The sequence below is a fragment of the Salipiger sp. D13 genome (genome assembly GCF_003703915.1).
Taxonomy (GTDB): Bacteria; Pseudomonadota; Alphaproteobacteria; order Rhodobacterales; family Rhodobacteraceae; genus Salipiger; species Salipiger profundus.
Window position 1 is genome coordinate 418,215 of sequence record NZ_ML112590.1, and the last position, 24,977, is coordinate 443,191.

The 24,977-nt window shown below is 67.9% G+C and carries 22 protein-coding genes, 1 tRNA gene and 1 other RNA gene; 14 read left to right on the forward strand and 10 right to left on the reverse strand.

Annotated features, from left to right (window positions below):
- Nucleotides 1-188: 188 nt before the first annotated feature.
- The gene (locus tag D6860_RS01940) at nt 189-383 is read left to right on the forward strand and encodes a hypothetical protein (RefSeq protein ID WP_017467517.1); all 195 of its coding nucleotides are present in this window, start codon (nt 189-191) and stop codon (nt 381-383) included.
- Here D6860_RS01940 and purN read toward each other — a convergent pair.
- Both purN and purM read right to left on the reverse strand, forming a co-directional pair.
- Nucleotides 370-966, reverse strand: coding sequence for a phosphoribosylglycinamide formyltransferase (gene purN / locus D6860_RS01945; RefSeq protein WP_076624416.1), 597 nt, complete (start codon nt 964-966; stop codon nt 370-372). The two genes, D6860_RS01940 and purN, sit on opposite strands and share 14 nt — an antisense overlap.
- Nucleotides 963-2,009, reverse strand: coding sequence for a phosphoribosylformylglycinamidine cyclo-ligase (gene purM, locus D6860_RS01950; RefSeq protein ID WP_076624415.1), 1,047 nt, complete (start codon nt 2,007-2,009; stop codon nt 963-965). The genes purN and purM overlap by 4 nt, the downstream gene beginning before the upstream one ends.
- 304 nt (nt 2,010-2,313) lie before the next feature.
- On the opposite strand from purM, the gene ssrA reads away from it, so the two are divergent.
- The 8 genes from ssrA to D6860_RS01990 all read left to right on the forward strand — a co-directional run bounded on the left by ssrA (nt 2,314) and on the right by D6860_RS01990 (nt 8,341).
- Nucleotides 2,314-2,662: a transfer-messenger RNA gene (gene ssrA / locus D6860_RS01955) on the forward strand.
- A gap of 81 nt (nt 2,663-2,743) precedes the next feature.
- Complete coding sequence (locus D6860_RS01960; RefSeq protein WP_076624414.1) at nt 2,744-3,400, forward strand: DUF1194 domain-containing protein; 657 nt, start codon at nt 2,744-2,746, stop codon at nt 3,398-3,400.
- Nucleotides 3,401-3,446: 46 nt separating this feature from the next.
- Nucleotides 3,447-4,682, forward strand: coding sequence for a chromate efflux transporter (chrA, locus tag D6860_RS01965; RefSeq protein WP_076624413.1), 1,236 nt, complete (start codon nt 3,447-3,449; stop codon nt 4,680-4,682).
- 120 nt (nt 4,683-4,802) lie between these two features.
- Nucleotides 4,803-5,270: an SspB family protein gene (locus D6860_RS01970; protein WP_076624412.1), complete on the forward strand. Its 468-nt coding sequence runs from the start codon at nt 4,803-4,805 to the stop codon at nt 5,268-5,270.
- 129 nt (nt 5,271-5,399) lie between these two features.
- Nucleotides 5,400-6,794, forward strand: a complete 1,395-nt coding sequence (gene fumC / locus D6860_RS01975; RefSeq protein WP_076624411.1) for a class II fumarate hydratase — start codon at nt 5,400-5,402, stop codon at nt 6,792-6,794.
- A gap of 101 nt (nt 6,795-6,895) precedes the next feature.
- Nucleotides 6,896-7,876, forward strand: a complete 981-nt coding sequence (locus tag D6860_RS01980) for a serine hydrolase domain-containing protein (protein ID WP_076624410.1) — start codon at nt 6,896-6,898, stop codon at nt 7,874-7,876.
- Nucleotides 7,877-7,940: 64 nt separating this feature from the next.
- Nucleotides 7,941-8,117 carry a DUF4169 family protein gene (locus tag D6860_RS01985; protein ID WP_017469938.1) on the forward strand — a complete coding sequence of 59 codons (177 nt, stop codon included), beginning with the start codon at nt 7,941-7,943 and terminating at the stop codon, nt 8,115-8,117.
- The gene (locus tag D6860_RS01990; RefSeq protein ID WP_017469939.1) at nt 8,114-8,341 is read left to right on the forward strand and encodes a ribbon-helix-helix domain-containing protein; all 228 of its coding nucleotides are present in this window, start codon (nt 8,114-8,116) and stop codon (nt 8,339-8,341) included. The genes D6860_RS01985 and D6860_RS01990 overlap by 4 nt, the downstream gene beginning before the upstream one ends.
- A gap of 83 nt (nt 8,342-8,424) precedes the next feature.
- On the opposite strand, the gene lipA is transcribed toward D6860_RS01990, so the two are convergent.
- Nucleotides 8,425-9,375, reverse strand: coding sequence for a lipoyl synthase (gene lipA / locus D6860_RS01995; RefSeq protein WP_076624409.1), 951 nt, complete (start codon nt 9,373-9,375; stop codon nt 8,425-8,427).
- A gap of 190 nt (nt 9,376-9,565) precedes the next feature.
- Between lipA and D6860_RS02000 the strand changes: the two genes are divergently transcribed.
- Nucleotides 9,566-9,651: transfer RNA gene (locus tag D6860_RS02000), tRNA-Leu, on the forward strand.
- 161 nt (nt 9,652-9,812) lie between these two features.
- On the opposite strand, the gene D6860_RS02005 is transcribed toward D6860_RS02000, so the two are convergent.
- From D6860_RS02005 to recA, 4 genes are all read right to left on the reverse strand, one after another.
- On the reverse strand, nt 9,813-10,100 hold the full coding sequence (locus D6860_RS02005; protein WP_076624408.1) for a DUF1330 domain-containing protein: 288 nt from the start codon (nt 10,098-10,100) through the stop codon (nt 9,813-9,815).
- A gap of 2 nt (nt 10,101-10,102) precedes the next feature.
- Nucleotides 10,103-10,387, reverse strand: coding sequence for a DUF1330 domain-containing protein (locus D6860_RS02010; RefSeq protein ID WP_076624407.1), 285 nt, complete (start codon nt 10,385-10,387; stop codon nt 10,103-10,105).
- Nucleotides 10,388-10,391: 4 nt separating this feature from the next.
- Complete coding sequence (gene alaS, locus D6860_RS02015; protein ID WP_076624406.1) at nt 10,392-13,067, reverse strand: alanine--tRNA ligase; 2,676 nt, start codon at nt 13,065-13,067, stop codon at nt 10,392-10,394.
- A 236-nt stretch (nt 13,068-13,303) separates the two neighbouring features.
- Nucleotides 13,304-14,374 (reverse strand): recombinase RecA, encoded by a 1,071-nt coding sequence (gene recA / locus D6860_RS02020; protein ID WP_076624405.1) that lies wholly within the window; start codon nt 14,372-14,374, stop codon nt 13,304-13,306.
- Between the two features lie 179 nt (nt 14,375-14,553).
- On the opposite strand from recA, the gene D6860_RS02025 reads away from it, so the two are divergent.
- Complete coding sequence (locus D6860_RS02025; protein ID WP_076624404.1) at nt 14,554-15,147, forward strand: gamma-glutamyl kinase; 594 nt, start codon at nt 14,554-14,556, stop codon at nt 15,145-15,147.
- Between the two features lie 21 nt (nt 15,148-15,168).
- Here D6860_RS02025 and D6860_RS02030 read toward each other — a convergent pair whose 3' ends face one another.
- The 3 genes from D6860_RS02030 to guaB all read right to left on the reverse strand — a co-directional run bounded on the left by D6860_RS02030 (nt 15,169) and on the right by guaB (nt 20,179).
- Nucleotides 15,169-17,469 carry an ATP-binding response regulator gene (locus tag D6860_RS02030; RefSeq protein ID WP_076624403.1) on the reverse strand — a complete coding sequence of 767 codons (2,301 nt, stop codon included), beginning with the start codon at nt 17,467-17,469 and terminating at the stop codon, nt 15,169-15,171.
- Between the two features lie 110 nt (nt 17,470-17,579).
- Nucleotides 17,580-18,734, reverse strand: a complete 1,155-nt coding sequence (locus D6860_RS02035; RefSeq protein ID WP_076624402.1) for an RsmB/NOP family class I SAM-dependent RNA methyltransferase — start codon at nt 18,732-18,734, stop codon at nt 17,580-17,582.
- Complete coding sequence (gene guaB, locus D6860_RS02040) at nt 18,731-20,179, reverse strand: IMP dehydrogenase (RefSeq protein ID WP_076624401.1); 1,449 nt, start codon at nt 20,177-20,179, stop codon at nt 18,731-18,733. The genes D6860_RS02035 and guaB overlap by 4 nt, the downstream gene beginning before the upstream one ends.
- 285 nt (nt 20,180-20,464) lie before the next feature.
- Here guaB and speB point away from each other — a divergent pair, with 285 nt between their 5' ends.
- The 3 genes from speB to D6860_RS02055 all read left to right on the forward strand — a co-directional run bounded on the left by speB (nt 20,465) and on the right by D6860_RS02055 (nt 24,864).
- Nucleotides 20,465-21,421: an agmatinase gene (speB, locus tag D6860_RS02045; protein WP_076624400.1), complete on the forward strand. Its 957-nt coding sequence runs from the start codon at nt 20,465-20,467 to the stop codon at nt 21,419-21,421.
- A gap of 182 nt (nt 21,422-21,603) precedes the next feature.
- Nucleotides 21,604-22,746: a CaiB/BaiF CoA transferase family protein gene (locus tag D6860_RS02050; protein ID WP_076624399.1), complete on the forward strand. Its 1,143-nt coding sequence runs from the start codon at nt 21,604-21,606 to the stop codon at nt 22,744-22,746.
- Between the two features lie 78 nt (nt 22,747-22,824).
- A complete protein-coding gene (locus D6860_RS02055) occupies nt 22,825-24,864 on the forward strand; it encodes an ASKHA domain-containing protein (RefSeq protein ID WP_076624398.1) in 2,040 nt (679 codons plus the stop codon).
- Nucleotides 24,865-24,977 lie beyond the last annotated feature (113 nt).

Genomic DNA, 24,977 nt, shown 5'->3' on the forward strand with positions numbered 1-24,977 from the left:
CCTACACCTCACGGCGAGCGAGAGCAAAGGGAGGCCGAACAAAAGCCGGACAGCGATGCACCGTTGCAAAGGCACTCCGCCGATCCATTCCCAACCTTGATGGGGATGTTGCCAAACATTCATTTTCGAAATGGATTTCGCGGGCGTAGGGAAGCCGCAGTCTCGTCCCCACTTCAGGAGCTTCCCGCATGACCCTTCTCGATCACTGCCCCGCCCCCGCACGGCACGCGTCCCGCGTGGCCACCGCTGATATCGCGCAAATCGCCACGGCGGTGGCGCTGCTGCTGGTGTTCGGCGGCACCGCCCTGCTCGCGCCCGCCTCCGAGGTCGATCCGGCTGGCTGGCGCGGCAATGCCGCACCCTACGCGGTCACCTCGCGCTGAGACGCAGCATCTCGCGGTCGCCCTCGGCAAAGCGGCGCAGCACCGCCGGGTATAGCCGGTGCTCCTGCACCAGTACCCGCGCGGCGAGCGTGTCGGGGGTATCGTCCCGCAGCACCGGCACCACCGCCTGGCCGAGGATCGGCCCGTCGTCGAGCTCCGGCGTGACCTCGTGCACGGTGCAGCCGTGCTCGGTGTCGCCCGCCTCGAGCGCGCGGGCATGGGTGTGCAGCCCGCGGTATTTCGGCAGCAGGGAGGGGTGGATGTTGAGCATCCGCCCCTGCCATTTCGACACGAACCCGGCGGTGAGTACCCGCATGAACCCCGCGAGGCAGAGGATATCGGGCGCGGCCTTTTCCAGCTCGGCCTGAAGCGCATCTTCGAACGCCGCGCGGTCGCCCTTGAAGGGCCGGTGATCCACGACCGCCGTCGGCACGCCCATCTCGGCGGCCTTCGCCAGCCCGCCCGCGTCGGCGCTGTTGGCCAGCACCAGCACCGGGCGCGCCGGGTGATCGCCGGTCATGCTCTCGACCAGCTTCACCATGTTCGAGCCACCGCCCGAGATGAAGATGGCGACGCGCTTCACGACAGGCTGCCCTCGTAGGCCACGCCCGGCGTGCCGGTGACGCGGCCCAGCGTAGAGACCGTCTCGCCCTCGGCGCGCAGGAGATCTGCCAGCGCCTCGGCACGGTCGGCCGCGACCGCCAGCACCATGCCGATGCCGCAGTTGAAGGTCTTGAGCATCTCGGCCTGCGAGATGCCGCCCGTCTCGGCCATCCAGCCGAAGACCGGCGGCAGATCCCACGCACCGAGGTCGATGGTCGCGCCACAGCCCTCGGGCAGGACGCGCGGCAGGTTCTCGGTAAGACCGCCGCCGGTGATATGCGCCAGCGCATGCACGCCGCCCGCCTGCACCGCGGCCAGCGCGGGCTTCACGTAAAGCCGCGTCGGCGTCAGCAGTTCGGCGCCCAGCGAGCCCTCGGCCCAGGGGCAGTCCGCCTCCCAGCCAAGTCCCGAGACCTCGACCAGCTTCCGCACGAGGCTGTAGCCGTTCGAATGCACCCCGTCCGAGGCGAGCCCAAGCAGCACGTCACCCTCGGCCACGCCCGCAGGCAGCTCGGTGCCGCGCTCCATGGCGCCCACGGCGAAGCCCGCGAGGTCGAAGTCGCCCGCCGGATACATGCCCGGCATCTCGGCGGTCTCGCCCCCGATCAGCGCGGCGCCCGAGCGCACGCAGCCCTCGGCGATGCCCTCGACCACGCGTGCGGCGCTGTCGGTGTCGAGCTTGCCGGTGGCGAAGTAATCAAGGAAGAACAGCGGCTCGGCGCCCTGGCAGACAAGGTCGTTCACGCACATCGCCACGAGGTCGATGCCGACGCCGTCGAGATGGCCGGTGTCGATGGCGATGCGCAGCTTGGTACCGACGCCGTCGGTCGCCGCGACCAGCACCGGGTCGGAATAGCCCGCCGCCTTGAGGTCGAAAAGCGCGCCGAAGCCGCCCAGCCCCGAGACGGTGCCCGCCCGGTCGGTCCGCTTCGCCGCGGGTTTGATACGGTCCACGAGCGCGTTGCCCGCGTCGATGTCCACGCCCGCATCTGCGTAGGTGATGCCGTTCTTGCCGTCGCTCATGCCGCCCTCCGGATGTCTTGGCGGCGGCTTTAGCGCATGACCGGCACGAAGGAAAGCGCCAAGCCGCACCCCAGCACGCGCCCGAAATGCCTCCAGGGCCCACTCCGGAGCCAAGGCCTCCTCTTCCCATTCCGGCCAAGCCTACCAGGGGCACACCGTCCCTCGCCGCTTACCGCAACCGCGCACCACCGCCACCGAAGCGCACCGCCAGCCCCTTCTTCTCTTTCCAAATACCTCCGCCGGAGGCGGTCCTGCCCCTGCCGCCTCATATCCCGCCGAAAAGACGCGCGGATTTCCGCATTCCCCCCTTTGAAACCGCGCAGAACCTGCCTATATTCAAGTCGTCCCTTCGGGGACTATGGGCATAAACGCGCATGTAATAAGCGGATCGGACCCGGGGGCGGTACCCGGCGGCTCCACCAATAACCCTCGTTGGGGGATCATGGGGCCGAAACAGGATCGACGAACGTGTAAAGATGTAGCTTTGTCCCGGTGAGATACCACCGTTATCGGTTCACATTGCATAATTGCCAACGACAATCATGCTCCGGTTGCAGTTGCTGCGTAAGCGGCAACAAGACCGAAATCTTAAGCCCTTGCGCCTAGCAGCGTAAGGCGGGGTTCGCAGGCACCTGGCAACAGAAGCCTGCACTTTCCTCTCCTTTAAATCCTGCGGCCCGACCCGCCCATCGGACGGATTGACCGGCGGCACCCGTCCTTTAAGCTGCGTCGCCATGCTGCGCGCGCTCTGCCTCTGTCTCGCCTGTCTTGCCCCCGCGCCATCGCGCGGCTGCGAGACGGCGCTGCTGCTGGCGATGGACGTATCGAACTCGGTCGACGCCGCCGAGTACCGGATGCAGGCCGAGGGGCTCGCTTGGGCGCTCTCCGACCCCGAAATCGCCGAGATCCTCGTTGCGGACGGTGTCTCCATCGCCGTGCTGCAGTGGGCAGGCACCGACCGGCAACAGCTCTCGCTCGGCTGGACCAGCATCACCGCCCCCGCCGACGTGGTCGCGCTGCAGGCCCGCGCCCGCACCATGGCGCGCGCCTTCCTGCTCTCGGACACCGCACCGGCCTCGGCCCTGCACCGCGCGATCGACGCCTTCGCATCGGCGCCCTCGTGCAAGCGGCGGATCATCGACGTGTCGGGCGATGGCACCCCCAACGCCGGCGGCTCCGTGGCGGGCGCCCGACAACGCGCCGAGCGCGCCGGGATCACCGTCAACGGACTCGCCATCGAGGCCGCCGGCTACGGCCAGCCCGTCACCAACTTCTACCGCCGCCAGCTCGTGACCCGGGACGGCTTCGTCATCACGGCGCGCGGTCATCGCGCCTTTGCCGAGACGCTCCGCCGCAAGATGCTGCGCGAACTCTCGCGGGTCACGGGCTGAAACGCGATGTCATCATGCCGTCACGCGTCTCGGGCAGACCACTGACATGATTCCCCTCTCCCGACTGTTCATCGACTTCGGCCGTATCGGCCTGCTGAGCTTCGGCGGCCCCGCCGCGCAGATCGGCCTCATGCACCGGGTGCTGGTCGAGGAGCGCGGCTGGCTGAGCGAACGTCAGTTCCTCTCCGCCCTGAGCTTCTGCATGCTGCTGCCCGGCCCCGAGGCGATGCAGCTGGCCACCTATGCCGGGTGGCGCCTGCGCGGAACGGTCGGAGGGCTGATCGCGGGCACGCTTTTCGTGCTGCCCGGCGCGCTGGTGATCGGCCTTCTGGCGTTTCTCTACGCGGCATGGGGCAGCCATCCGCAGACCGAGGCGCTGATGCTCGGGGTCAAGGCGACGGTAATCGTCATCGTGCTGCAGGCGTTGGTGCGACTGGCGAAGAAGGCCCTGACGGGGCGCACGGCGGCCGTGATCGCCGTGCTGGCCTTCGCGGGGCTCTACTTCTTCTCCGTGCCCTTCCCGGCGGTGATCGCCGCCGCCGGTCTCTACGGCTGGGCGCGCATGGGCACCTCGGACACGTCCGGCCCGGCGCCGGAGCATGCAGCGCCCACCCTGCCCCGCATCGCGCTTTGGGCGGTGCTCTGGCTCGCACCACTACCGCTGCTTCTCGTGGCGGGACAAACGCTGCTGTTCGACCTCGGCCTGTTCTTCGCCAAGCTCGCCGTGGTCTCCTTCGGCGGCGCCTACGCCGTGCTGGCATGGATGGCGCAGGAGGTCGTGCAGCTGCGCGGCTGGCTCTCGCCCGAACAGATGGTCGACGCGCTCGGGCTGGCCGAGACGACGCCCGGGCCGCTCATCCTCGTCACCCAGTTCACCGGGCAGCTCATCGGTCACGAGGCCGGCGGCTGGCCGCTGGCGCTCGCGGCCTCGGTGCTGACGCTGTGGATGACCTTCCTGCCCTGCTTCCTGTGGATCTTCGCCTTCGCGCCCCACCTCGAGCGGCTGCTGGCGCGGCCCCGGCTGCAGGGCGCGCTTTCCGCCATCACCGCTGCCGTGCTGGGCGTCATCGCCAACCTGTCGCTGTGGTTCGCGCTGCACGTGCTCTTCGCGCGCACGGAGACGCTGCCCGCGCCGTTCACGGCGGTGGTTCCCGATATCACCAGCCTGCGCCCGGATGCGGTTGCGCTTGTGGCGCTCGCAGCCGTTCTCCTGCTCTGGCTGAAGCGTCCGGTACCGCTTGTGCTGGCCATCGCGGCGGCCGCCGGGTGGCTGATCGGCTAGCTCCCGGCCAGCGGCGCGGGCGGACGACCTCGCGAAAGCTGTCGAAATTTCCGGCCGCGAAGCCTTTTCCTCGCCGCCAAATCTAATAAGGTGGCGAGAACGACCACAAGGAATGGCACCATGTCTCGCGGCATCGACTACGGAAACCTCATGCATCGTGCGATGCGCGGCCTGATTCAGGACGTGCTGACCGACGTCGTGACTCGCGGCCTGCCGGGCGAGCATCATTTCTTCATCACCTTCGACACCCAGCATCCCGATGTCGAGATCGCCGACTGGCTGTCGGACCGCTACCCCGGCGAGATGACCGTCGTGCTGCAGCATCGCTATGACGACCTGGAAGTCACCGACGACGGATTCGCCGTGACCCTCAGCTTCGGCGAGGCACCGGAACGGCTGTATATTCCGTATGATGCCATCCGCACCTTCGTCGACCCCTCGGTCGAATTCGGCCTGCGTTTCGAGTCGAACGAAGAGCACGACGAGGACGATCCGACCCCGCCCGAGGACGATCCCGACGGCAGCGACGAGGGCGAGCAGCATCACGATGCCGAGGTCGTCCGGCTCGATTCCTTCCGCAAGACCTGATCCCGCGGCTTCGGGCCGCCCGCTCCGCGCGACGCCCCGAATGTTAACGGTATCCCTTGGTATGCAGCCTTGCCTTTCACGGCCCAAGGCGTAAGACATTGCGCGACCCGTGATCAGAGGAGGTTCCCCGTGACCCAGACCCGCACCGAAACCGACAGCTTCGGCCCGCTCGAGGTTCCCGCAGACAAGTACTGGGGCGCGCAGACCCAGCGCTCGATCATGAACTTCCCGATCGGCTGGGAAAAGCAGCCGGTGCCGATCATCCGTGCGCTCGGCGTGGTGAAAAAGGCCTGCGCCATGGCCAACAAGGCCAACGGCGCGATGGAGGCCGAGATCGCCGACGCGATCATCGCCGCCGCCGGCGAGGTGATCGACGGCAAGTTCGACGACAACTTCCCGCTGGTCGTCTGGCAGACCGGCTCGGGCACCCAGTCGAACATGAACGCGAACGAGGTGATCTCGAACCGCGCCATCGAGATGCTCGGCGGCGAGATGGGCTCGAAAAAGCCCGTGCACCCGAACGATCACTGCAACATGGGCCAGTCGTCGAACGACACCTTCCCGACCGCGATGCACGTTGGCATCGCCATGCAGGCACGCGACGTGCTGCTGCCGGGCCTGGAAAAGCTCGCCGCAGCGCTGGAAGCCAAGCGCGATGCCTTCGAGGGCATCATCAAGATCGGCCGCACCCACACCCAGGACGCGACGCCGCTGACGCTCGGCCAGGAATTCTCGGGCTACGCGCACCAGGTCCGCAAGGGCATCGAGCGCATCAACGCCTGCCTGCCCGACATCTACGAGCTGGCGCAGGGCGGCACCGCCGTGGGCACCGGGCTCAACACCAAGAAGGGCTGGGGCGAGGCCGTGGCCGCGAACATGGCCGAGATCACCGGCCTGCCCTTCGTCACCGCGCCCAACAAGTTCGAGTCGCTCGCGGCGCATGACGCGATGGTCATGTTCTCCGGCGCACTCAAGACCGTGGCCGCGTCGCTCTTCAAGATCGCCAACGACATCCGCCTGCTCGGCTCCGGCCCGCGCTGCGGTCTCGGCGAGCTGCTGCTGCCCGAGAACGAGCCCGGCTCGTCGATCATGCCCGGCAAGGTGAACCCGACCCAGGCCGAGGCGCTGACCATGGTCTGCGCGCATGTCATGGGCAACGACGCCGCCGTCGGCATCGCCGGCAGCCAGGGCCACTTCGAGCTCAACGTCTACAACCCGATGATGAGCTACAACGTGCTGCAGTCGATGCAGTTGCTGGGCGACAGCGCCTCGGCCTTCACCGACAACATGGTGGTGGGCATCGAGGCCAACGAACCGCGCATCGAGAAGCTGCTGCATGAATCGCTCATGCTGGTGACCGCGCTGGCCCCGACCATCGGCTACGACAACGCCACCAAGGTGGCCAAGACCGCGCACAAGAACGGCACCACGCTCAAGGAAGAGGCCATCAAGCTCGGCTTCGTCGACGAAGAGACCTTTGACCGGGTCGTCCGTCCCGAGCAGATGATCGGCCCCAAGGACTGATCCCCTTCCGGACCGGCCCCCGTCCCGGCGGGCCGGTCCCCTAGCGCGAACGTGATGCCGCGAGCGTTGCCCTTCGCGACGGATGCGACAAGCTCAGGGGCATGAAACGCCGCAGCTTCCTAGCCTCCGCCCTCGCCCTCCCTGCCCTTGCCCCGAGCCTTGCGCGCGCGCAGGACGCGCCGTCGCTCGAACGTGCGCTTGAAGGGGAAGACCAGCTTCACTCGATCCAGGTTCTGCGCGGCGACGAGCTCCTGCTGGCCGAAGCGCCGCGAGGCCCCGGCCTCGACCAGCTTGCCAACATCAAGTCCTGCTCCAAGAGCCTCGTCGCGCTGATGCTGGGACAGGCAATCGAAGCGGGCGCCATTGCCTCGGTCGATGCGTCCCTGAGCGAGGTCGCGCCCGGGCTCGTTCCCGATAGCGCCGACGAGCGCGTCGCGGCGATTACCATGGAGGATCTCGTCACCCTGCGCGCCGGGCTCGAGCGCACGTCGGGCGGCAACTACGGCGGCTGGATCGCCTCGGACAACTGGGTGGCGAACGCGCTGTCGCGGCCCATGGTTGCCACGCCCGGCGGGCGGATGCTCTATTCCACCGGAACCACCCATGTTCTCGGGGCCGCGCTTGCAGAGGCCACTGGCGAAAGCCTGCTCTCGCTGGCCCGCGACGGGCTCGGCCAGCCCTTGGACATCGAGATTCCGGCCTGGACCCGCGACCCGCAGGGCTACTACCTCGGCGGCAACCAGATGGCGCTGACCCCGCGCGCGATGCTGCGCGTGGCGCGGATGATGCGCGATGGCGGCCGCTACGAGGGCACGCAGGTCGTGCCCGCCGACTGGGTCGCGGCCTCGACCGAACCGCGCACCCGCTCACCCTTCTCGGGGATGTCCTACGGCTACGGCTGGTTCCTGACCGATTCCGGTTTCGCGATGGCGCGCGGCTACGGCGGACAGGTCATCGCCTTCCACCCGGAACGCGACCTTGCCGTGGCGATCACCTCGGACCCGATGCGGCCCGCCCGCTCGCAGGGCTATTTCGGAACGATCATGGCATTGATGGATGGCCCGATCCTCGCGATGAGCTAACTTTGAGGGACGCGAGGGAAACGTCATCATTGCGTGCCCTTGTACAAGTCTACATGGTGTCGGCATGAGCAATCTCATCAACCTGAACAAGGCCCGCAAGGCCCGCGCCAAGACCCGGAAGCGTGCCGAGGCGGACGAGAACGCCGTGCGCCACGGTCGCACCAAGGCGCAGAAGACGCTCGACAAGGCCAACGCGGACAAGGCCAACCGGCATCTCGACGGGCACAGGACCGAGGAATGACGGGACGGCCGGTCAAGCACTCCCTGAGCCTGCGTGGCCACCGCACCTCGGTTTCGCTCGAAGAGGCGTTCTGGAACGAATTCCGTGACATCGCCAAGGCCGAGGGCAAGGCGCTGAACCAGCTTGCCGCCGAGATCGACGAGACTCGCGGCATGGACGCCGGTCTGGCATCGGCCATCCGCGTCTACGTGCTGCACGCGCTGAAGGCCCGCGTCGACGATTGATCAGGGCCCGCCCCTTCTCTCGTAAAAACAAAAAGGCGGCGCCACGGCACCGCCTTTCTCATTTCTCACGCGCGTCCGGCGTCTCAGGCCTCGGCGAGCTTCTTCTCGCGGGCGTCGCGCAGGCGGGCGAAATCGTCACCGGCGTGGTAGCTCGACCGGGTCAGCGGCGTGGCCGAGACCATCAGGAACCCCTTGCCGTAGGCCGACTTCTCGTAGTTCTTGAACTCGTCGGGGGTCACGAAACGGTCGACCGCGTGATGCTTCGAGGTCGGCTGCAGATACTGGCCGATGGTCAGGAAGTCGACGTCGGCGGCCCGCATGTCGTCCATCACCTGGATCACCGCCTGGCGATCCTCGCCGAGGCCGACCATGATGCCCGACTTGGTGAAGATCGACGGGTCCTTTTCCTTGACCCGCTGCAGCAGCCGCAGCGAGTGGAAATACCGCGCGCCGGGCCGCACCTCGGGGTAGAGCCCCGGCACGGTCTCGAGGTTGTGGTTGAACACGTCCGGCTTGGCAGCCACGATGATGTCGAGCGCCTCGGGGCCGCACTTCAGGAAGTCCGGCGTCAGGATCTCGATGGTCGTGTCGGGCGAGCGATGCCGCACGGCGCGGATGGTCTGGGCGAAATGCTCTGCCCCGCCATCGTCGAGATCGTCCCGGTCGACCGAGGTGATGACCACGTGGTTCAGGCCGAGCTTCTGCACCGCGTCGGCTACGCGGCCGGGCTCGAACACGTCGAGCGCGTCGGGGCGCCCGGTGGCGATGTTGCAGAACGAACAGCCGCGCGTGCAGATGTCGCCCATGATCATCATGGTGGCGTGGCCCTGGTTCCAGCACTCGCCCGCGTTCGGACAGCCCGCCTCTTCGCAGACGGTGACGAGCTTGTGCTCGCGCATGATGCGATGGGTTTCCTGGTAGCCCTTGCCGGTGGGCGCCTTGACGCGAATCCAGTCCGGCTTCTTGGGCTGCGGATTGTCCTTGCGATGCGCCTTTTCCGGATGACGCTGGCCCGGGATCTTGATGTCGCGCAACGGTATATCCCCGCGATGTCTTGGCAATTCGCCCTGAACATATAGCACTCACCGGGGAGTTGCCAGTACGCTGCGCCGCCATCGTCCGGCCCGGCGGTCACGTTGCCGCGTTTTCCCGCGGTGCCACTCGCGGATGCGGTCATTTCCCGCTGGACGGGCCGCGCCCCCTTGGGTAGATCGAAAGACGGATGCGGGCGTGGCGGAATGGTAGACGCGTCGGATTCAAAATCCGATTTCCGAGAGGAAGTGTGGGTTCGATCCCCACCGCCCGTACCAATTTTCCTTGTCACAGGCGCTGCCCAGCAGACATGGCGCGGCTCCACCACGTCCTTTCAGCAAGCGCAGGACTGCCATTGCCAGCCCTTTGGGGCGCGGCGGCGCAAGCGCGCCTTGTTACCGCCCCCTTGGACTGATCCCTCCGAGCCGCCTTTGATGCGTTACTCGGTGGTCTCGACGATCAGCAGTTCGCGCTCGGAGGCGTCGCGCGCGTGGCTCAGTGCCTCCTGGTATTCGGGCGAATGATAGCAAGCCTCGGCGGCCTCGACGCTCTCGAACTTCGCGACGACGTTGCGCGGCCGGTCCTTGCCCTCGAGCTGAACGTAACGGCCCCCGCGCGCGATGAACTGGCCACCGTGCTTGGCGATGGCCGGACCGGCAAGCTTGGCGTATTTGCCGTAGGCGTCCTCGTCGGTCACGGTGACATGGGCGATCCAGAGTGCGGGCATGGTCAGAGTCCTTCCACGATGACAATGTCGCGCTTCGAGGCGCGCAGCGCGAACGGCAGGATGCGCTGGTATTCCGGTGACTCGAACCAGCGCATCGCGGCCGCCCGCGACGGGAATTCGATCACCACATGACGGCTGGGCGCTTCGCCCTCGACCACCGTCTGCGGCCCGCCCTTGACGAGGAACCGCCCGCCGAACTTCTCGGCGAGCGCGACCGTCTGGCCGGCGTAGATCGCGTATTCCTCATGGTCGGTGACGTCGATGCGGGCGATCATGTAAGCGGTCATCGGATCAGCCCTCCAGCACGGCTTCCGCCGCCTTGATGGCCTCGTCCGCCTGCGTCGCATCCTTCGCGCCGCCCTGCGCGAGATCCGGACGGCCGCCGCCGCCCTTGCCGCCGAGCGCACCCACGGCCGCCTTCACGAGATCGACCGCCGACAGCTTCTCGGTGAGGTCCGCGGTCACGCCCGCGGCCACCGCCACCTTGCCGCCGGTATCCGCGATCAGCAGCACCGCGCCGGTGCCGAGCCGTTCCTTGTGCTCGTCGATGAGGGGCGGCAGATCCTTGCCCGACACGCCCGACAGCACCTGCGCCACGAAGGGCACGCCGTTGACCTCGCGCGCCTCGGCGCCGCCGCCCTGCCCCGGTCCGCCAGCCATCGCGAGCTCGCGGCGCAGCTGCGCCACCTCGTTGTCGAGCTTGCGCCGCTCGTCGATGAGCGATGCCACGCGGGTGACAGCGTCGGGGCCATGCGCCTTGAGCAGCGTCTCGATCGCCGAGAGCGCCTTGTCGCGACCGCGCAGCTCGGCCATCGCGGCCTCGCCGGTCAGCGCCTCGATCCGGCGGACGCCCGCGGCCGACGCGCTTTCCGAGGTCAGGACGAACGCCCCGATCTCGCCGGTCTGCGCGACGTGGGTGCCGCCGCAGAGCTCGATCGAGTAGGTCTGCCCGTCGGCGCCCTTGCCCGAGCCGCTCTGCGTGCCCATCGACACGACGCGCACCTCGTCGCCGTATTTCTCGCCGAAAAGCGCCTGCGCGCCGATCTCGCGCGCGTCGTCAGGGGTCATGATCCGGGTCACCACCGGCGAGTTCTGCCGGACGTAGGCATTCACCTCGCGCTCGACCTGCGCCACCTCGTCAGCGGTCAGCGCCTTGGCGTGGCTGAAGTCGAAGCGCAGCCGGTCCGGCGCGTTCAGCGAGCCGCGCTGTGCGACGTGATCGCCAAGCGCGCGACGCAACGCCTCGTGCAGCAGGTGCGTGGCCGAGTGGTTGGCGCGGATCATGGCCCGCCGCTTGTGGTCGACCTCAAGCCCCACGGCCTCGTTCTTCGCGAAGCGGCCCGACTTGACGGTCACCTGGTGCGCGAAGACCTTGCCGCCGCCCATCTTCTGGGTGTCGGTCACCTCGGCCATGTCGTCCTCGTCCTCGAGCCGGCGCATCCAGCCGGTGTCACCGACCTGCCCGCCGCTCTCGCCGTAGAACGGCGTCTGGTTGAGGATGATCCAGCCGGTCTCGCCCGCTTCGAGCGCGTCGACCTCCTTGCCGTCGCGCACGAAGGTCAGCATCTGGCCCTCGGCGGTCTCGGTGTCGTAGCCAAGGAAGTCCGTCGCGCCCTGCGCTTCCGCGATGTCGAACCAGATGGCGAGATCCGCCGCCTCGCCCGATCCCGACCATGCGGCGCGGGCCTTGGCCTTCTGCTCGGCCATGGCGCTGTCGAAGCCCGACGTATCCACGGTGCGCTGACGCTCGCGCAGCGCGTCCTGCGTCAGGTCGAGCGGGAAGCCATAGGTGTCATAGAGCTTGAACGCGGTCTCGCCCGGCAGCGCGGCGCTGTCGGGCAGATGCGCAAGCTCTTCGTCGAGCAGCTTGAGACCGCGGTCGAGGGTCTGCTTGAAGCGGGTTTCCTCGAGCTTCAGCGTCTCCTCGATCAGCGGCTGCGCGCGGTGCAGCTCCGGGTAGGCGGCGCCCATCTGGCGGACCAGAGCCGGCACCAGCCGGTGCATGACCGGATCCTTCGAGCCCAGCATGTGCGCATGGCGCATCGCGCGGCGCATGATCCGGCGCAGCACATAGCCGCGACCGTCGTTCGAGGGCATCACGCCGTCGGCAATCAGGAACGAGGTCGAGCGCAGGTGGTCGGCGATCACCCGGTGATGCGTCTTGCCCGGCCCGTCCGGGTCGGTCGAGGTCGCATCCGCCGAGGCCTCGATCAGCGCGCGGATCAGGTCGGTGGCGTAGTTGTCGTTGGTGCCCTGCAGCAGCGCCGCGACCCGCTCGATCCCCATGCCGGTGTCGATCGACTGCATGTCGAGCTCACGCATCGAGCCGTCCTCGAACTGCTCGTTCTGCATGAAGACGATATTCCAGATCTCGACGAAGCGGTCGCCGTCCTCTTCCGGCGATCCCGGAGGGCCACCCCAGTATTTCTCGCCGTGGTCGTAGAAGATTTCCGAGCACGGGCCGCAGGGGCCGGTCGGCCCCATCATCCAGAAGTTGTCGCTGGTGGCGATGCGGATGATGCGGTCCTCTGGGACACCGACGCTCTTCCAGATCTCGGCGGCCTCGTCGTCGGTGTGGTAGACCGTGACCAGCAGCCGCTCGGCCGGGATGCCGAATTCCTTGGTCACCAGCTGCCACGCAAAGGGGATGGCCTCGCGCTTGAAGTAGTCGCCGAACGAGAAGTTGCCCATCATCTCGAAGAACGTGTGGTGCCGGGCCGTGTAGCCCACGTTGTCGAGATCGTTGTGCTTGCCGCCCGCGCGCACGCATTTCTGCGCGGTGGTGGCACGGGTGTAGTCGCGGGTCTCGACGCCGGTGAAGAGGTTCTTGAACTGCACCATGCCCGAATTGGCGAACATGAGCGTCGGGTCGTTGCGCGGCACGAGCGGGCTCGAGGGCACGATCTGGTGCCCCTGTTTCTCGAAGTAACCCAGAAAGGTGGAGCGGATATCGTTCAGGCTCGGCATGATTGTCCTTGGCTGGTGTCTCAGCGGTCCGCGCAGGTGTATCGCCCAGCCTGCGCTCTGTCCATAAGCCGTGATGCATAAGGAGCGCCCGTGCGGGGAAGCCCGAGGGCTCACGCTTCCGGCGCGCCTTTCGCGGCGGCCGCGCGCCTCCCCGAAGCCGGGCGCGCAACGAAAAAGCGCCCTCGTGGGGCGCTTTTCCATGTCATGATTTTATGCCTCGAGCTGGGGCGCGGGCCTCAGTCGTCCTCGACCATGTCGGGGTCGTCTTCGGCCATGTGGAACTCGAGCCCGTGCGCGGCACGGATCTTGTCCTCGATATCGAGCGCGACGCGGCTGTTCTCGCGCAGGAAGTTCTTGGCGTTCTCTCGCCCCTGCCCGATCCGCTCGTCGCCGTAGGAATACCAGGCGCCCGACTTGTCGACCACGCCGGCCTTCACCCCGAGGTCGAGCAGCTCGCCCATCTTCGAGATGCCCTCGCCATACATGATGTCGAACTCGACCTGCTTGAACGGCGGGGCAACCTTGTTCTTCACCACCTTCACGCGGGTCTGGTTGCCGACGACCTCGTCGCGGTCCTTGATCGACCCGATGCGGCGAATGTCGAGACGCACCGAGCTGTAGAACTTCAGCGCGTTGCCGCCGGTGGTGGTTTCCGGCGAGCCGAACATCACGCCGATCTTCATCCGGATCTGGTTGATGAAGATCACCATGCAGTTCGAGCGGCTGATCGAGCCGGTGAGCTTGCGCATCGCTTGGCTCATCAGGCGCGCCTGCACGCCGACGCTCGAATCGCCCATGTCGCCCTCGAGCTCGGACTTGGGCGTCAGCGCCGCCACCGAGTCGACCACGACCATGTTGACCGCCCCCGAGCGCACCAGCGTATCGGTGATCTCGAGCGCCTGTTCCCCGGTGTCGGGCTGCGAGATCAGCAGCTCGTCGAGGTCCACGCCAAGCTTCTTGGCATATTGCGGGTCGAGCGCGTGCTCGGCGTCGACGAAGGCGCAGACGCCGCCCTTTTTCTGCTGCTCGGCGACGCAATGCAGCGTCACCGTCGTCTTGCCCGAGGATTCGGGGCCGTAGATCTCGACGATGCGGCCCATCGGCAGGCCACCGATCCCCAGCGCGATATCGAGCCCGAGCGATCCGGTCGAGCTTGCCTCGATGTCCTTGAAGGCGTTGTCGCCCCCGAGCTTCATGATCGAGCCCTTGCCGAACTGGCGCTCGATCTGAGCCAGTGCCGAGTCGAGTGCCTTTTGGCGGTCTGCGTTTTTCTTGCTGTCCATAGTCAGAAGATCTGCCGTTGCCATGCGTTTCGATCCTTATTCCACACCCGCGCCAGAGCGGCAATCGCCCCTTTTGTTCGCGACTTGTTCTCACCCGATATGAGATCAAAACCGGAACATTACAAGAGATATTTTCGTGGACCACTCTTTCCCGCCAAGGTTAAAGAGTGGTTTACGAGCGAAAGAAACGACGGGGGCGGGCCATGCTGGTGTTCTGGAAAGCGCGGCTGGTGATGCTGGCGGTGCCCAAGACGGGCAGTTCCGCCTACGAGACGGCGCTTGCGCCCCACGCCTCGATGACAGTGCTCGATCCGCCCGAATTGAAACATGCACCGGTCTACCGGTACAACCGCTTCTTCCGGCCCATGCTCGAAAAAGTCGGCGGCAAGGACATGGAACTGATGGCCATCGTGCGCGAGCCCGTATCCTGGCTCGGGTCGTGGTATCGCTACCGGCAGCGCGGCTTTCTCGCGGGCCGCCCGACCTCGACCAGGGGCATGAGCTTCGACGCCTTCGTCGAGGCCTATACTCGCGGCGAGCGCCCGCCCTTTGCCAACGTCGGCAGCCAGGCGAAGTTCATCGAGCCCCGTCCCAATGGCACGGCCGTCACCCATCTCTTCCGCTACGAGCACCAGGCAAAAATCATCGGCTTTCTCGAGCAGCGGCTCGGCGTGACGGTCGACCTGCCGCAAAAGAACGTCTCCCCAGGTGCGGACCTCGCGCTTTCAAGGGAGACCGAGGCAAAGCTGCGGCGCAAATGCGCCACGGACTTCGAAGTCTGGGAGCGCGCCCTCTGATCCAGCCCCGGGGCGGGCCAGTCAGGTCATCTGCTGATGAACGGTCTCGGTCAGCTGACTGAGCGAGAAGGGCTTCGGCAGGAAGACCGACTCGGGCACGCGCTCCGTGCCTTCCTCGAACATGTCCTCGGCGTAGCCGGAGACGAAGACGACCCGCGTGTCGGGGCGCGCCTTCAGCGCCTCATTCACCCAGGTCGGGCCGTCCATACCCGGCATGATCACATCGGTCACGAAGACATCGACGCTGACGGCATCGTCCGAAAGCGTCTCGAGCGCCTCCTCGGCGCTGGCGGCCTCGAGCACCGTGTAGCCGCGCATACGCAGCGCGCGGGCGGCGAAGGCCCTGACCGGCGCCTCGTCCTCGACCAGCAGCACCACGCCACTTCCGGCCCTGGGCATGCGCCGCCGCTCGGGCGGGCGTGGCGGCACCTCTGCACCCACTGGCGGCGTATATGCCGGGAAGAGCAACGTGAAACAGCTCCCTTCGTCGGGCGTGCTGTCGACGAAGATGAACCCGCCGGTCTGCTTGACGATGCCGTAGACCGTCGAGAGACCAAGCCCCGTGCCCTCGCCCGTGCGCTTGGTGGTGTAGAACGGTTCGAAGACCTTCTGCAGGGAGTCCTGCGCGATGCCCACGCCGGCGTCACTTACCTTGACCGAGGCGTATTCGCCCGGCTCGACCATCGCCCGGTCGCGCTTCAGCGGCTCCAGCAAAAGACGACGCTCGGTCTCGATGCGGATCGTGCCGCCGTCGGGCATGGCGTCCCGCGCGTTGACGACGAGGTTCATCAGCACCTGCTCGAGCTGCCGCCGGTCGCCCCGGATTGCCGGGAGCACCGGGTCGTGGCTGAGCGTGAGCTCGATCTTCTCGCCCACCAGGCGGTTGAGCAGGTGGGTCAGATCCGAAAGCGTATCGCGGAGGTCAAGAAGCTCCGGCCGCAGCGTCTGCTTGCGCGAGAACGCCAGAAGCTGACCCACGAGTGCGGCAGCGCGGTTGGCGTTCTGGTTGATCTGCACTAGGTCGGCATAATCCGGGTCCCCCTGGTCGTGGCGCAGGAGCAGCAGGTCGCAGTGACCGGAGATGGCGGTCAGCAGGTTGTTGAAATCATGCGCGACCCCGCCCGCAAGCTGGCCGATTGCCTGCATCTTCTGGCTCTGGACGAACTGCGCCTCGAGCGTCTTGAGCTCGGTGGCATCGTTGAGCACCGCGACAAGCTCGCTCTTGCCGCCGACACGCACTCGGTTGAGCGTGACCTGCACGAACACCTCGCGGTCGGACCGGGCGAGGCGCAGGAACTCTGACCGCTGCAGGCCACGCCCGACCGCCGCCTCGCCAAGCCAGCCCTGGATCGAGCGCCCCAGACCCTCCATGAACTCGGCGATGTTGCGGCCATCGGCGCTGGCCGTGTCCAGCAGCCTGCAGGCGACGGCGTTGGCACGCAGGATCGTGCCGTCGCGGTCGAGCCGCAAAAGCGGCACCGGAAGGTCATCGAATCCCGACGGGGCCTCGGGCGCGTCGTCCTCTGCGGCGACCGGATCAAGCACCAGCTCCTGCCGGCCGATCCCGGCCTCGAGACAACGCGCGATGAAGCGCCGCGTGCCCTGCGGGGTCCTGAACCCGTGTTCGCGACCGGGGTGCAGGGGCGGATCCTCGAGCACGTCGTCAAGCTGCTTGATGCGGCGCCCCAACATGGATCGGGCCCGGCCGTTCATGAAAAGCACCGCGCCGCTGCGGCCAAGGGTCAGCACGGGCGGTTCGTCGATCTCGGGCTCGGTCTCGGGCGGGGTCAGCCCGGCCTCGATCCGCCAGAGCCCGTGTCCGCGCGCGAGCCGCCTCACCGACAGCTTAAAGCGGTCAGTATGTGTCGAAACGCTTTCACGTGCGAAGCCCTGCTCACTGGCCAGATCGTCCAGACGTCGCAGCACTGCATCGGCACTGACGATGCTTCGGCCGAGAATCTGCGGAAGGCCGCCGCCCCTGACCTCACCGAATTGCTGGCGCGCAGCGGCATTCGCCACGATGACGGTCTGGGCCCGGTTCGTCACCATGATCGGCGTGGCCGAATCCTCTGCCAGCCGATGGATCGTCTCGATCTCGAGTGCGGTGCGGTAGCGCCTCAGGCCGGCGGTTGCGGCGAGCAACACCGCCATCGCGGCAAAGGCTGCGGCAGCGGTGACCAGCGCAACCCCGAGGCCCGTGCCATCCTTCTGCACCGACAGGAGGGCACAGAGGGAGGCCAGCGCCAGCAGAATGCCGGCGCCGCGCAGGAAGCCGAAGGCCCTGCCCCGGTCGTGCTGAAGCTTTGCCGCGAACTCCGTCACCTGGCCCCCTTTCGCCGGTCAGCCTGCCCCGCCCTGTGTCGCACGGGGAAGCTTAACCAAAGGTAAACCAAAACAAAGTCCCTGTCCTCAAGCCCCTGGGCCGGCCCCGATCAATCGGTTCGGGTGAGGCAGGACAGGAAGAAGCCGTCGCCGCCGTCGCGCGGCAGGAACTGGCGTCGCAGCGTTTCGGACCAGCCGACATGTTCGGAGAGAAACGCATCGACCTGCTCGCCATTTTCCGGCGCGAGCACCGAACAGGTGGCATAGGCAAGCGTGCCGCCGGGCGAGACGAGCGGTGCGACCTCGCGCAGGATTTCGGCCTGCGTGGCACGGAGACGGTCGAGCCCCTCCGGGGTCAGCCGCCACTTGCCCTCCGGGGCCCGGCGCCAAGATCCGCTGCCGGTACAGGGCACGTCGCAGAGCACGAGATCGTAGGGCCCTCGCGGCTTGTCCTCCCGCCGGATCTTGGCCCCGGCCCGTGCGGCCCTTGCGGGCAGATCCGACATCCGCGCCGTGTTCGCATCATGCGCGTCGACAGGCCCCGCGAGACGAGCGGCCATGGCAAGCGCCTTGCCCCCGCCCCCGGCGCAGTAGTCGAGCACACGCATGCCGGGGCCGAGCGGCAACGCCTCGACAACCGCCTGGCTGGCGGCGTCCTGAAGCTCGACGAGGCCTTCGGAAAAGGCGCGCGAGCGGGCGACCCGACGGGCGCCCTCGAGCACCTCGAGCGCGGTGTCGGCCAGCGGATATGGCCGGGTGACGATGTCTTCCTCGCCCAGCGCGGCCTGGGCCGCGTCGCGCGAGGTGCGCAGGATGTTCACACGCAGAAAGACCGGCGCGCGATGCCGTAAAGCCTCGGCGGCCACGGCGGCCTCGCTGCCGAGCGAGCTTTCGAACAGCGGCGAGAGCCAGTCGGGCAGATCGAGAGCAACGGCGCCATCCGGCGCCTCGCCGGCGCTGCGCTCATCCGCGTCCAGTTCTTCCGGCGCGTGGCGGGCGCCGGTGAACAGCGTATCGGGGTCGATTTCCTGCTGCCGCAAAAGTCCCAGCATCCGCGCCCGCCCGGTCTCGCCGCCGCCCAGCGCCGCGGTCGAGCGCCAGCGGCGCAGCACGTCGAAGACGTGATCGCGCACCGCCGCACGGTCCTTGGAGCCCGCGAAACGCGCGCCCCGCGACCAGCCGAGCAACGCCTGCTCGGCCGGGGTGCCGGCGGCGATGCGGTCGAGGATCTCGGCCGCCGCCTGCACACGTGCCGCCGGGGTCATCCGATGCGGTAGTTCGGGCTTTCGCGGGTGATCGCCACGTCGTGCACGTGGCTTTCGCGCAGCCCGGCGTTGGTGATCTTCACGAAGTTGCAGTTGTGGCGCATTTCCTCGACGGTCGCGCAGCCGGTATAGCCCATCGCCGCGCGCAGGCCGCCAACGAGCTGGTGGATGACCGCGCCGGCCGAGCCCTTGTAGGGCACCTGCCCCTCGATCCCCTCGGGAACCAGCTTGTCCGAGGCCGCGTCCTTCTGGAAGTAGCGGTCGGCGGAGCCGCGCGCCATGGCGCCGAGGCTGCCCATGCCGCGATAGGATTTGAAGCTGCGGCCCTGGTAGAGGATGACCTCGCCCGGGGACTCGTCGGTGCCCGCGATCATCGAGCCGACCATGGCGCAGGAGGCGCCGGCGGCGATCGCCTTGGCGAAATCGCCCGAGAACTTGATGCCGCCGTCGGCGATCACCGGAACGTCTCCGGCCGCGCGCGAGCATTCCATCACCGCGGTGAGCTGCGGCACGCCGACGCCGGCGACCATCCGGGTGGTGCAGATCGAGCCCGGGCCGATACCGACCTTGACCGCGTCGGCGCCCGCGTCGATGAGCGCCTTCGTGGCCTCGGCGGTGGCGACGTTGCCGGCGATGACCTGAAGCTCGTTCGACATCCGCTTGGCGCGGGTGACAGCGTCGATCACGCCCTGAGAATGGCCGTGGGCGGTGTCGATCACGAGGATGTCGACGCCCGCGTCGACCAGCGCCTCGGAGCGCTCGAAACCCGCCTCGCCGACGCCGGTGGCCGCCGCGCAGCGCAGCCGACCGAGGTGGTCCTTGCAGGCAGTGGGGTTCACCACGGCCTTCTCGGTGTCCTTCAACGTCAACAGGCCGGTGAGCTTGCCGTTGGCATCGGTGACCAGCAGCTTCTCGATCCGGCGCGCGCGCATAAGGCTGATCGCCTCCTCGCGGTCGGCGGGCTCCTGCAGGATGGCGAGGTTTTCCGAGGTCATCATGACCCGCACCGGCGTGTCGTCCTTCTGGGCGAAGCGCATGTCACGGTTGGTGACGATGCCGACCACGTGTTTCTCGGCGTCCACCACCGGGAAGCCGGTGAAGCCGTAGCGCTCGGTCAGCGCCTTCGCGTCGGCGAGCGTCTGGTCGGGGGTCAGCGTGACCGGGTTGTAGACGATGCCGCTTTCGAAGCGCTTCACCCGGCGGACCTGCTGGGCCTGCTCGTCGACGGTGAAGTTCTTGTGGATGACCCCGATGCCGCCGGCCTGCGCCATGGTGATGGCCATGCGGGCCTCGGTCACGGTGTCCATGGCCGAGCTGAGCAGCGGGATGTTGAGGGCGATGGATTTCGTCACCTGCGTACGCGTGTCTGCGGTGCTCGGCAGAACGCCGGACGCCGCGGGAACGAGAAGAACGTCGTCGAAGGTGAGGGCCTCGCGAATCTCCATGGGGGTGGCTCCTTGGGAGGGGATCGGTTGGCACGTCCCTATTGCATGGATGCGCGGGAGGGGAAAGCCCCCTTCGGGCCGGTTGTTTCCCGGTCCCCTCCATCGCCCGGCGCGGCTGTCGGCGTATCGGGGGGCTCTGCCCCCGTCCCGGCGGGCGCCGGGACTCCCCCGAGGGTATTTGGGAAACCGGAGAAGAGGCGGGCGCCGGCGCATCGGGGGCAGCGATTGCGAAGCCGCGGCGGACGGCGCAGGGTGGCGGCACCGGACACTGATGGAGGGATCGACGTGGCACATGGATACGACGGCGGGCGGCTGAACCTGCCCTTTACCGGGATCTGCACCTTCGCGAAGAAGCCGTTCGTGGAGGACTGGACCCGGATCGAGGCGGATGCGGCAATCCTCGGGGCGCCGTTCGACGCGGGCACGCAGTGGCGTGCGGGGGCGCGGTTCGGGCCGCGCGGCGTGCGCGAGGCCTCGACGCTGTTCTCCTTCGGGCACGCGGGCGCTTACGACCACGAGGACGACGTCACCTATCTCGGGCCGGAGGTGCGGATCGTCGACATGGGCGACGCGGACATCGTGCATACCGACACGGTGGCGAGCCACGGCAACATCCGCGCTGGGGTCGAGGCGGCGCTTTCGGCGGGGACGCTGCCGGTGGTGATCGGCGGCGACCACTCGATCAACATACCCTGCATCGAGGCCTTCGAGGGGCATGCGCCCTTTCACCTGTTGCAGATCGACGCCCATCTCGATTTCGTCGACGAGCGCCACGGGGTGACGCGGGGCCATGGCAACCCGATGCGGCGGGCCGCCGAGAAGCCCTGGGTGAGCGGGCTCACGCAGGTCGGCATCCGCAACGTGAGCTCCATCGCCAAGGACGGCTACGACGCGGCCCGGGCGATGGGATCGGACATCCTCTCGGTCCGGCAGGCGCGCGTGCTTGGCGCGGCCGGTGTCGCGGAGCGGCTGCCGGCGGACGCGCCGGTCTACATCAGCATCGACATCGACGGCTTCTGCCCCTCGATCGCGCCAGGCACCGGCACGCCGAGCCATGGCGGGTTCCTCTACTACGAGGTGCTGGAGATTTTGCAGATCGTGGCACGGGAGCACCGGATCGTGGGCATCGACCTCGTGGAGGTGGCGCCGGACTACGACCCGACCGGGTCGACCTCGATCCTCGCGGCGCAACTGCTGATGAACCTGCTGGGCTTCGTGTTCCACGCCCGGGCGGCGCCGTAGTGGTCACATCGGCGGGGCGCCCCCTCGCCGTGAACGACCTGAAGCTGTGCCGACCGGCCGAGGCTCGCGCGTAACGGGTGGCGCAGAAACCGCGGGCGGGCCTAGCGAATCTCTTGCGCGGTTGGGGGCGGCTGCGTGAAGCTGGGACGGAGCAGTCACGGACATCAGAGAGCCAAAGGCCCATGTCGCTTCCCCTTGCCGGCGTCACCGTCGTCGATTTCAGCCGGATTCTCTCCGGTCCCTACGCCACCATGATCCTCGCCGACCTCGGCGCCGCCGTCATCAAGGTCGAACGCCCGGGGCGCGGCGACGGAGCGCGCGCGCTGCCGCCGCTGAAGGACGGCAAGAGCGCCTATTTCGCCACGCTGAACCGAGGGAAACGCTCGATCGCGCTGGATTTCGAGGACGAGACCGACCGCGCCCTGCTCGACCGCATTCTGGCGCGCGCCGACGTGGTGGTCGAGAACTTCCGCCCCGGCGTGCTGGCACGCCACGGGCTCGACTGGGAGACGCTGCACACACGCTTCCCCGCGCTCATCCATGCCTCGGTCAGTGGCTACGGCCAGACCGGGCCGGATGCGAAACGCCCCTCCTACGATGCGGTGGCGCAGGCTCGAGGCGGCATGATGGCGATGACCGGTGCGCCCGGCACACCGGCGCGTGCCGGCGGATCGGTGGCCGAGCTCGCCGGGGGCATGTTCCTCGCGCACGGGGTGCTCGCGGCGCTCTACGACCGGGCCCGCAGTGGCACGGGGCGACGGATCGACGTGGGCCTGCTCGACGCGCAAATCGCGATGATGGAGCAGGCGGTGACGCAGGCGGCCGTCGGCCCGGCGCCGGAGGCGGCCGGCACGCGGCACCCCTTGATCGCGCCCAGCGAGGCGGTGGCGGCCTCGGATGGGCCCTTCGTGGTGAGCGCCGGCACCGACGCGCAGTTCGAACGGCTGTGCATGTGCCTGCAGCTGCCCCTCTCCGACGACCCGCGCTTCGTCGACAACGCCGCGCGGCTGGCCCATGCGCGGCTGCTGAAGCGGCTGATCGAGGCGGCGACGCTCGAGCATCCCCGCTCCTACTGGCTGTCGCGGCTCACCGCGGCGGGGGTGCCCTGCGCCCCGATCCAGGACATGGCGCAGGTGTTGAAGGACCCGCAGCTCATGGCGCGCAACATGATCGTCGACGTGCTCGACCGCTTCGGACGCGCGACGTTCAAGGCGCCAGGCAACCCGATCAAGATCTCGGGGATGGAGGATCGCCCTGCCCGGCCCGCGGCGCCCGAGCTCGACGGCAACCGGGCCGACATCCTGCGCTGGCTCGGCGACGGGTGAGCGAGACGCCTTCGGACTTGCGTCGAAGCCGCGACTTTTCCACAAGGTGCCTACAATGCGCGCAGGAAAGGATCTGCCATGTCCAAGGACCCTCTCGTCGTCTTCACCCCCTCCGGCAAGCGCGGCCGCTTTCCCGTGGGCACGCCGGTGCTCACCGCCGCACGACAGCTGGGGGTCGATCTCGACTCGGTCTGCGGCGGCCGTGGCATCTGTTCGAAATGCCAGGTGAAACCCGCCTTCGGGGATTTCTCGAAGCATGGCATCCATTCGTCCGAGGACGCGCTCTCCGAATGGAACTCGGTCGAGGAGCGTTACGACGAAAAGCGCGGGCTGAAACCGGGGCGGCGGCTGAGTTGCCAGGCACAGATCCGCGGCGACGTGGTGATCGACGTGCCGCCCGAGAGCCAGGTGCACCGGCAGGTGGTGCGCAAGGCGGCTTCGGCACGGGTGATCGAGATGGACCCGGCGACGCGACTCTACTACGTCGAGGTCGACGAGCCGGACATGCACGAGCCGACGGGTGACCTCGAACGGGTGCAGCGCGCACTGCGGGCGCAGTGGGATATCCCCGAGGTGTCCACGGAGTTTTCCACATTGTCCGGACTGCAGCCGATCCTGCGCAAGGGCGGCTGGAAGATCACCGTGGCGCTGCACAGCACCGACGCGGAGGCGGTGCCGCGCATCGTCGCCGCCTGGCCCGGCCTGCTCGAGACCGGGATCTTCGGGCTTGCCATAGATCTCGGCTCGACCACCATCGCCGCGCATCTGACCAACCTCGACACCGGCGAGGTCGTCGCGTCCTCGGGGATCATGAACCCGCAGATCCGCTTCGGCGAGGACCTGATGAGCCGGGTGTCCTACGCGATGATGAACCCCGGCGGCGACGCCGAGATGACCGCCGCCGTGCGCGAGGCGATCTCGACGCTGGCCGAGGAGATCGCCGCCGAGGCCGGGATCGAGACCGCGCAGATCCTGGAGGCGGTCTTCGTCTGCAACCCCGTGATGCACCACCTGCTGCTGGGCATCGACCCGGTGGAACTGGGACAGGCGCCCTTTGCGCTTGCGACGTCGTCGGCGCTGAACCTGACCGCGGCGGATCTCGCGCTGACCTCGCTGCGCAGCTCGGCGCAGGTCTACGTGCTGCCCTGCATCGCCGGCCACGTCGGCGCCGATGCCGCCGCGGTGGCGCTGTCGGAAGAGCCGGGCAAGTCCGAGGACCTCGTGCTGGTGGTCGACGTCGGCACCAACGCCGAGATCCTGCTTGGAGACACCAGCCGGGTGCTCGCCTGTTCCTCGCCCACGGGGCCGGCCTTCGAGGGCGCGCAAATCAGCTCCGGCCAGCGCGCCGCGCCCGGCGCCATCGAGGCGGTGCGCATCGACCCCGAAACCAGGGAGCCGAAGTTCCGCATCATCGGCTGCAAGTTCTGGTCCGACGAGCCGGGCTTTGCCAAGGCGGCGGCACGCACCGGGATCACCGGCATCTGCGGCTCGGGTATCATCGAGGCGGTGGCCGAGATGCGCATGGCCGGCGTGCTGGACGCCAAGGGGCTGATCGGATCGGCCGAGCAGACCGGCACGGCGCGCTGCATCCCCGAGGGGCGGACGCACTCCTACGTGCTGCACGACGGCACCGCCGAGGGCGGCCCGCTGGTCAGCGTGAGCCAGGGCGATATCCGGGCGATCCAGCTGGCAAAGTCGGCGCTCTACGCGGGCGCGCGGTTGCTGATGGACGAGCGCGGCGTCGACAAGGTCGACCGCGTGGTGCTTGCCGGCGCCTTCGGGGCGCATATCTCGCCGCTACACGCGATGGTGCTCGGGATGATCCCCGACGTGCCGATCGACAAGGTCACCTCGGCAGGCAACGCGGCCGGCACCGGGGCACGCATCGCGCTGTGCAACCTCGCTGCACGGAGGCAGATCGAGCGCGACGTGCGCGAGATCACCAAGGTCGAGACCGCCATCGAGCCGCGCTTCCAGGAACACTTCGTCGCCGCCAACGCGTTGCCTCACGCCGTTGACCCCTTCCCCGAACTGCTTGCGCAGGTGACTCTGCCAGAGGTGAGTTTCAACACCGGCGGCGGCGAGGGTGGCGGTCGAAGGCGCCGGCGGCGCGGCTGAACGCTCGATCCGACCGCACACCTCATTTATGCGATCCGGCAGGAGGGGCGCTGCCCCTCTGCGCCTCACGGCGCATTCACCCCGGGGATATTTTTAGCCAGAAGAAGCACAGG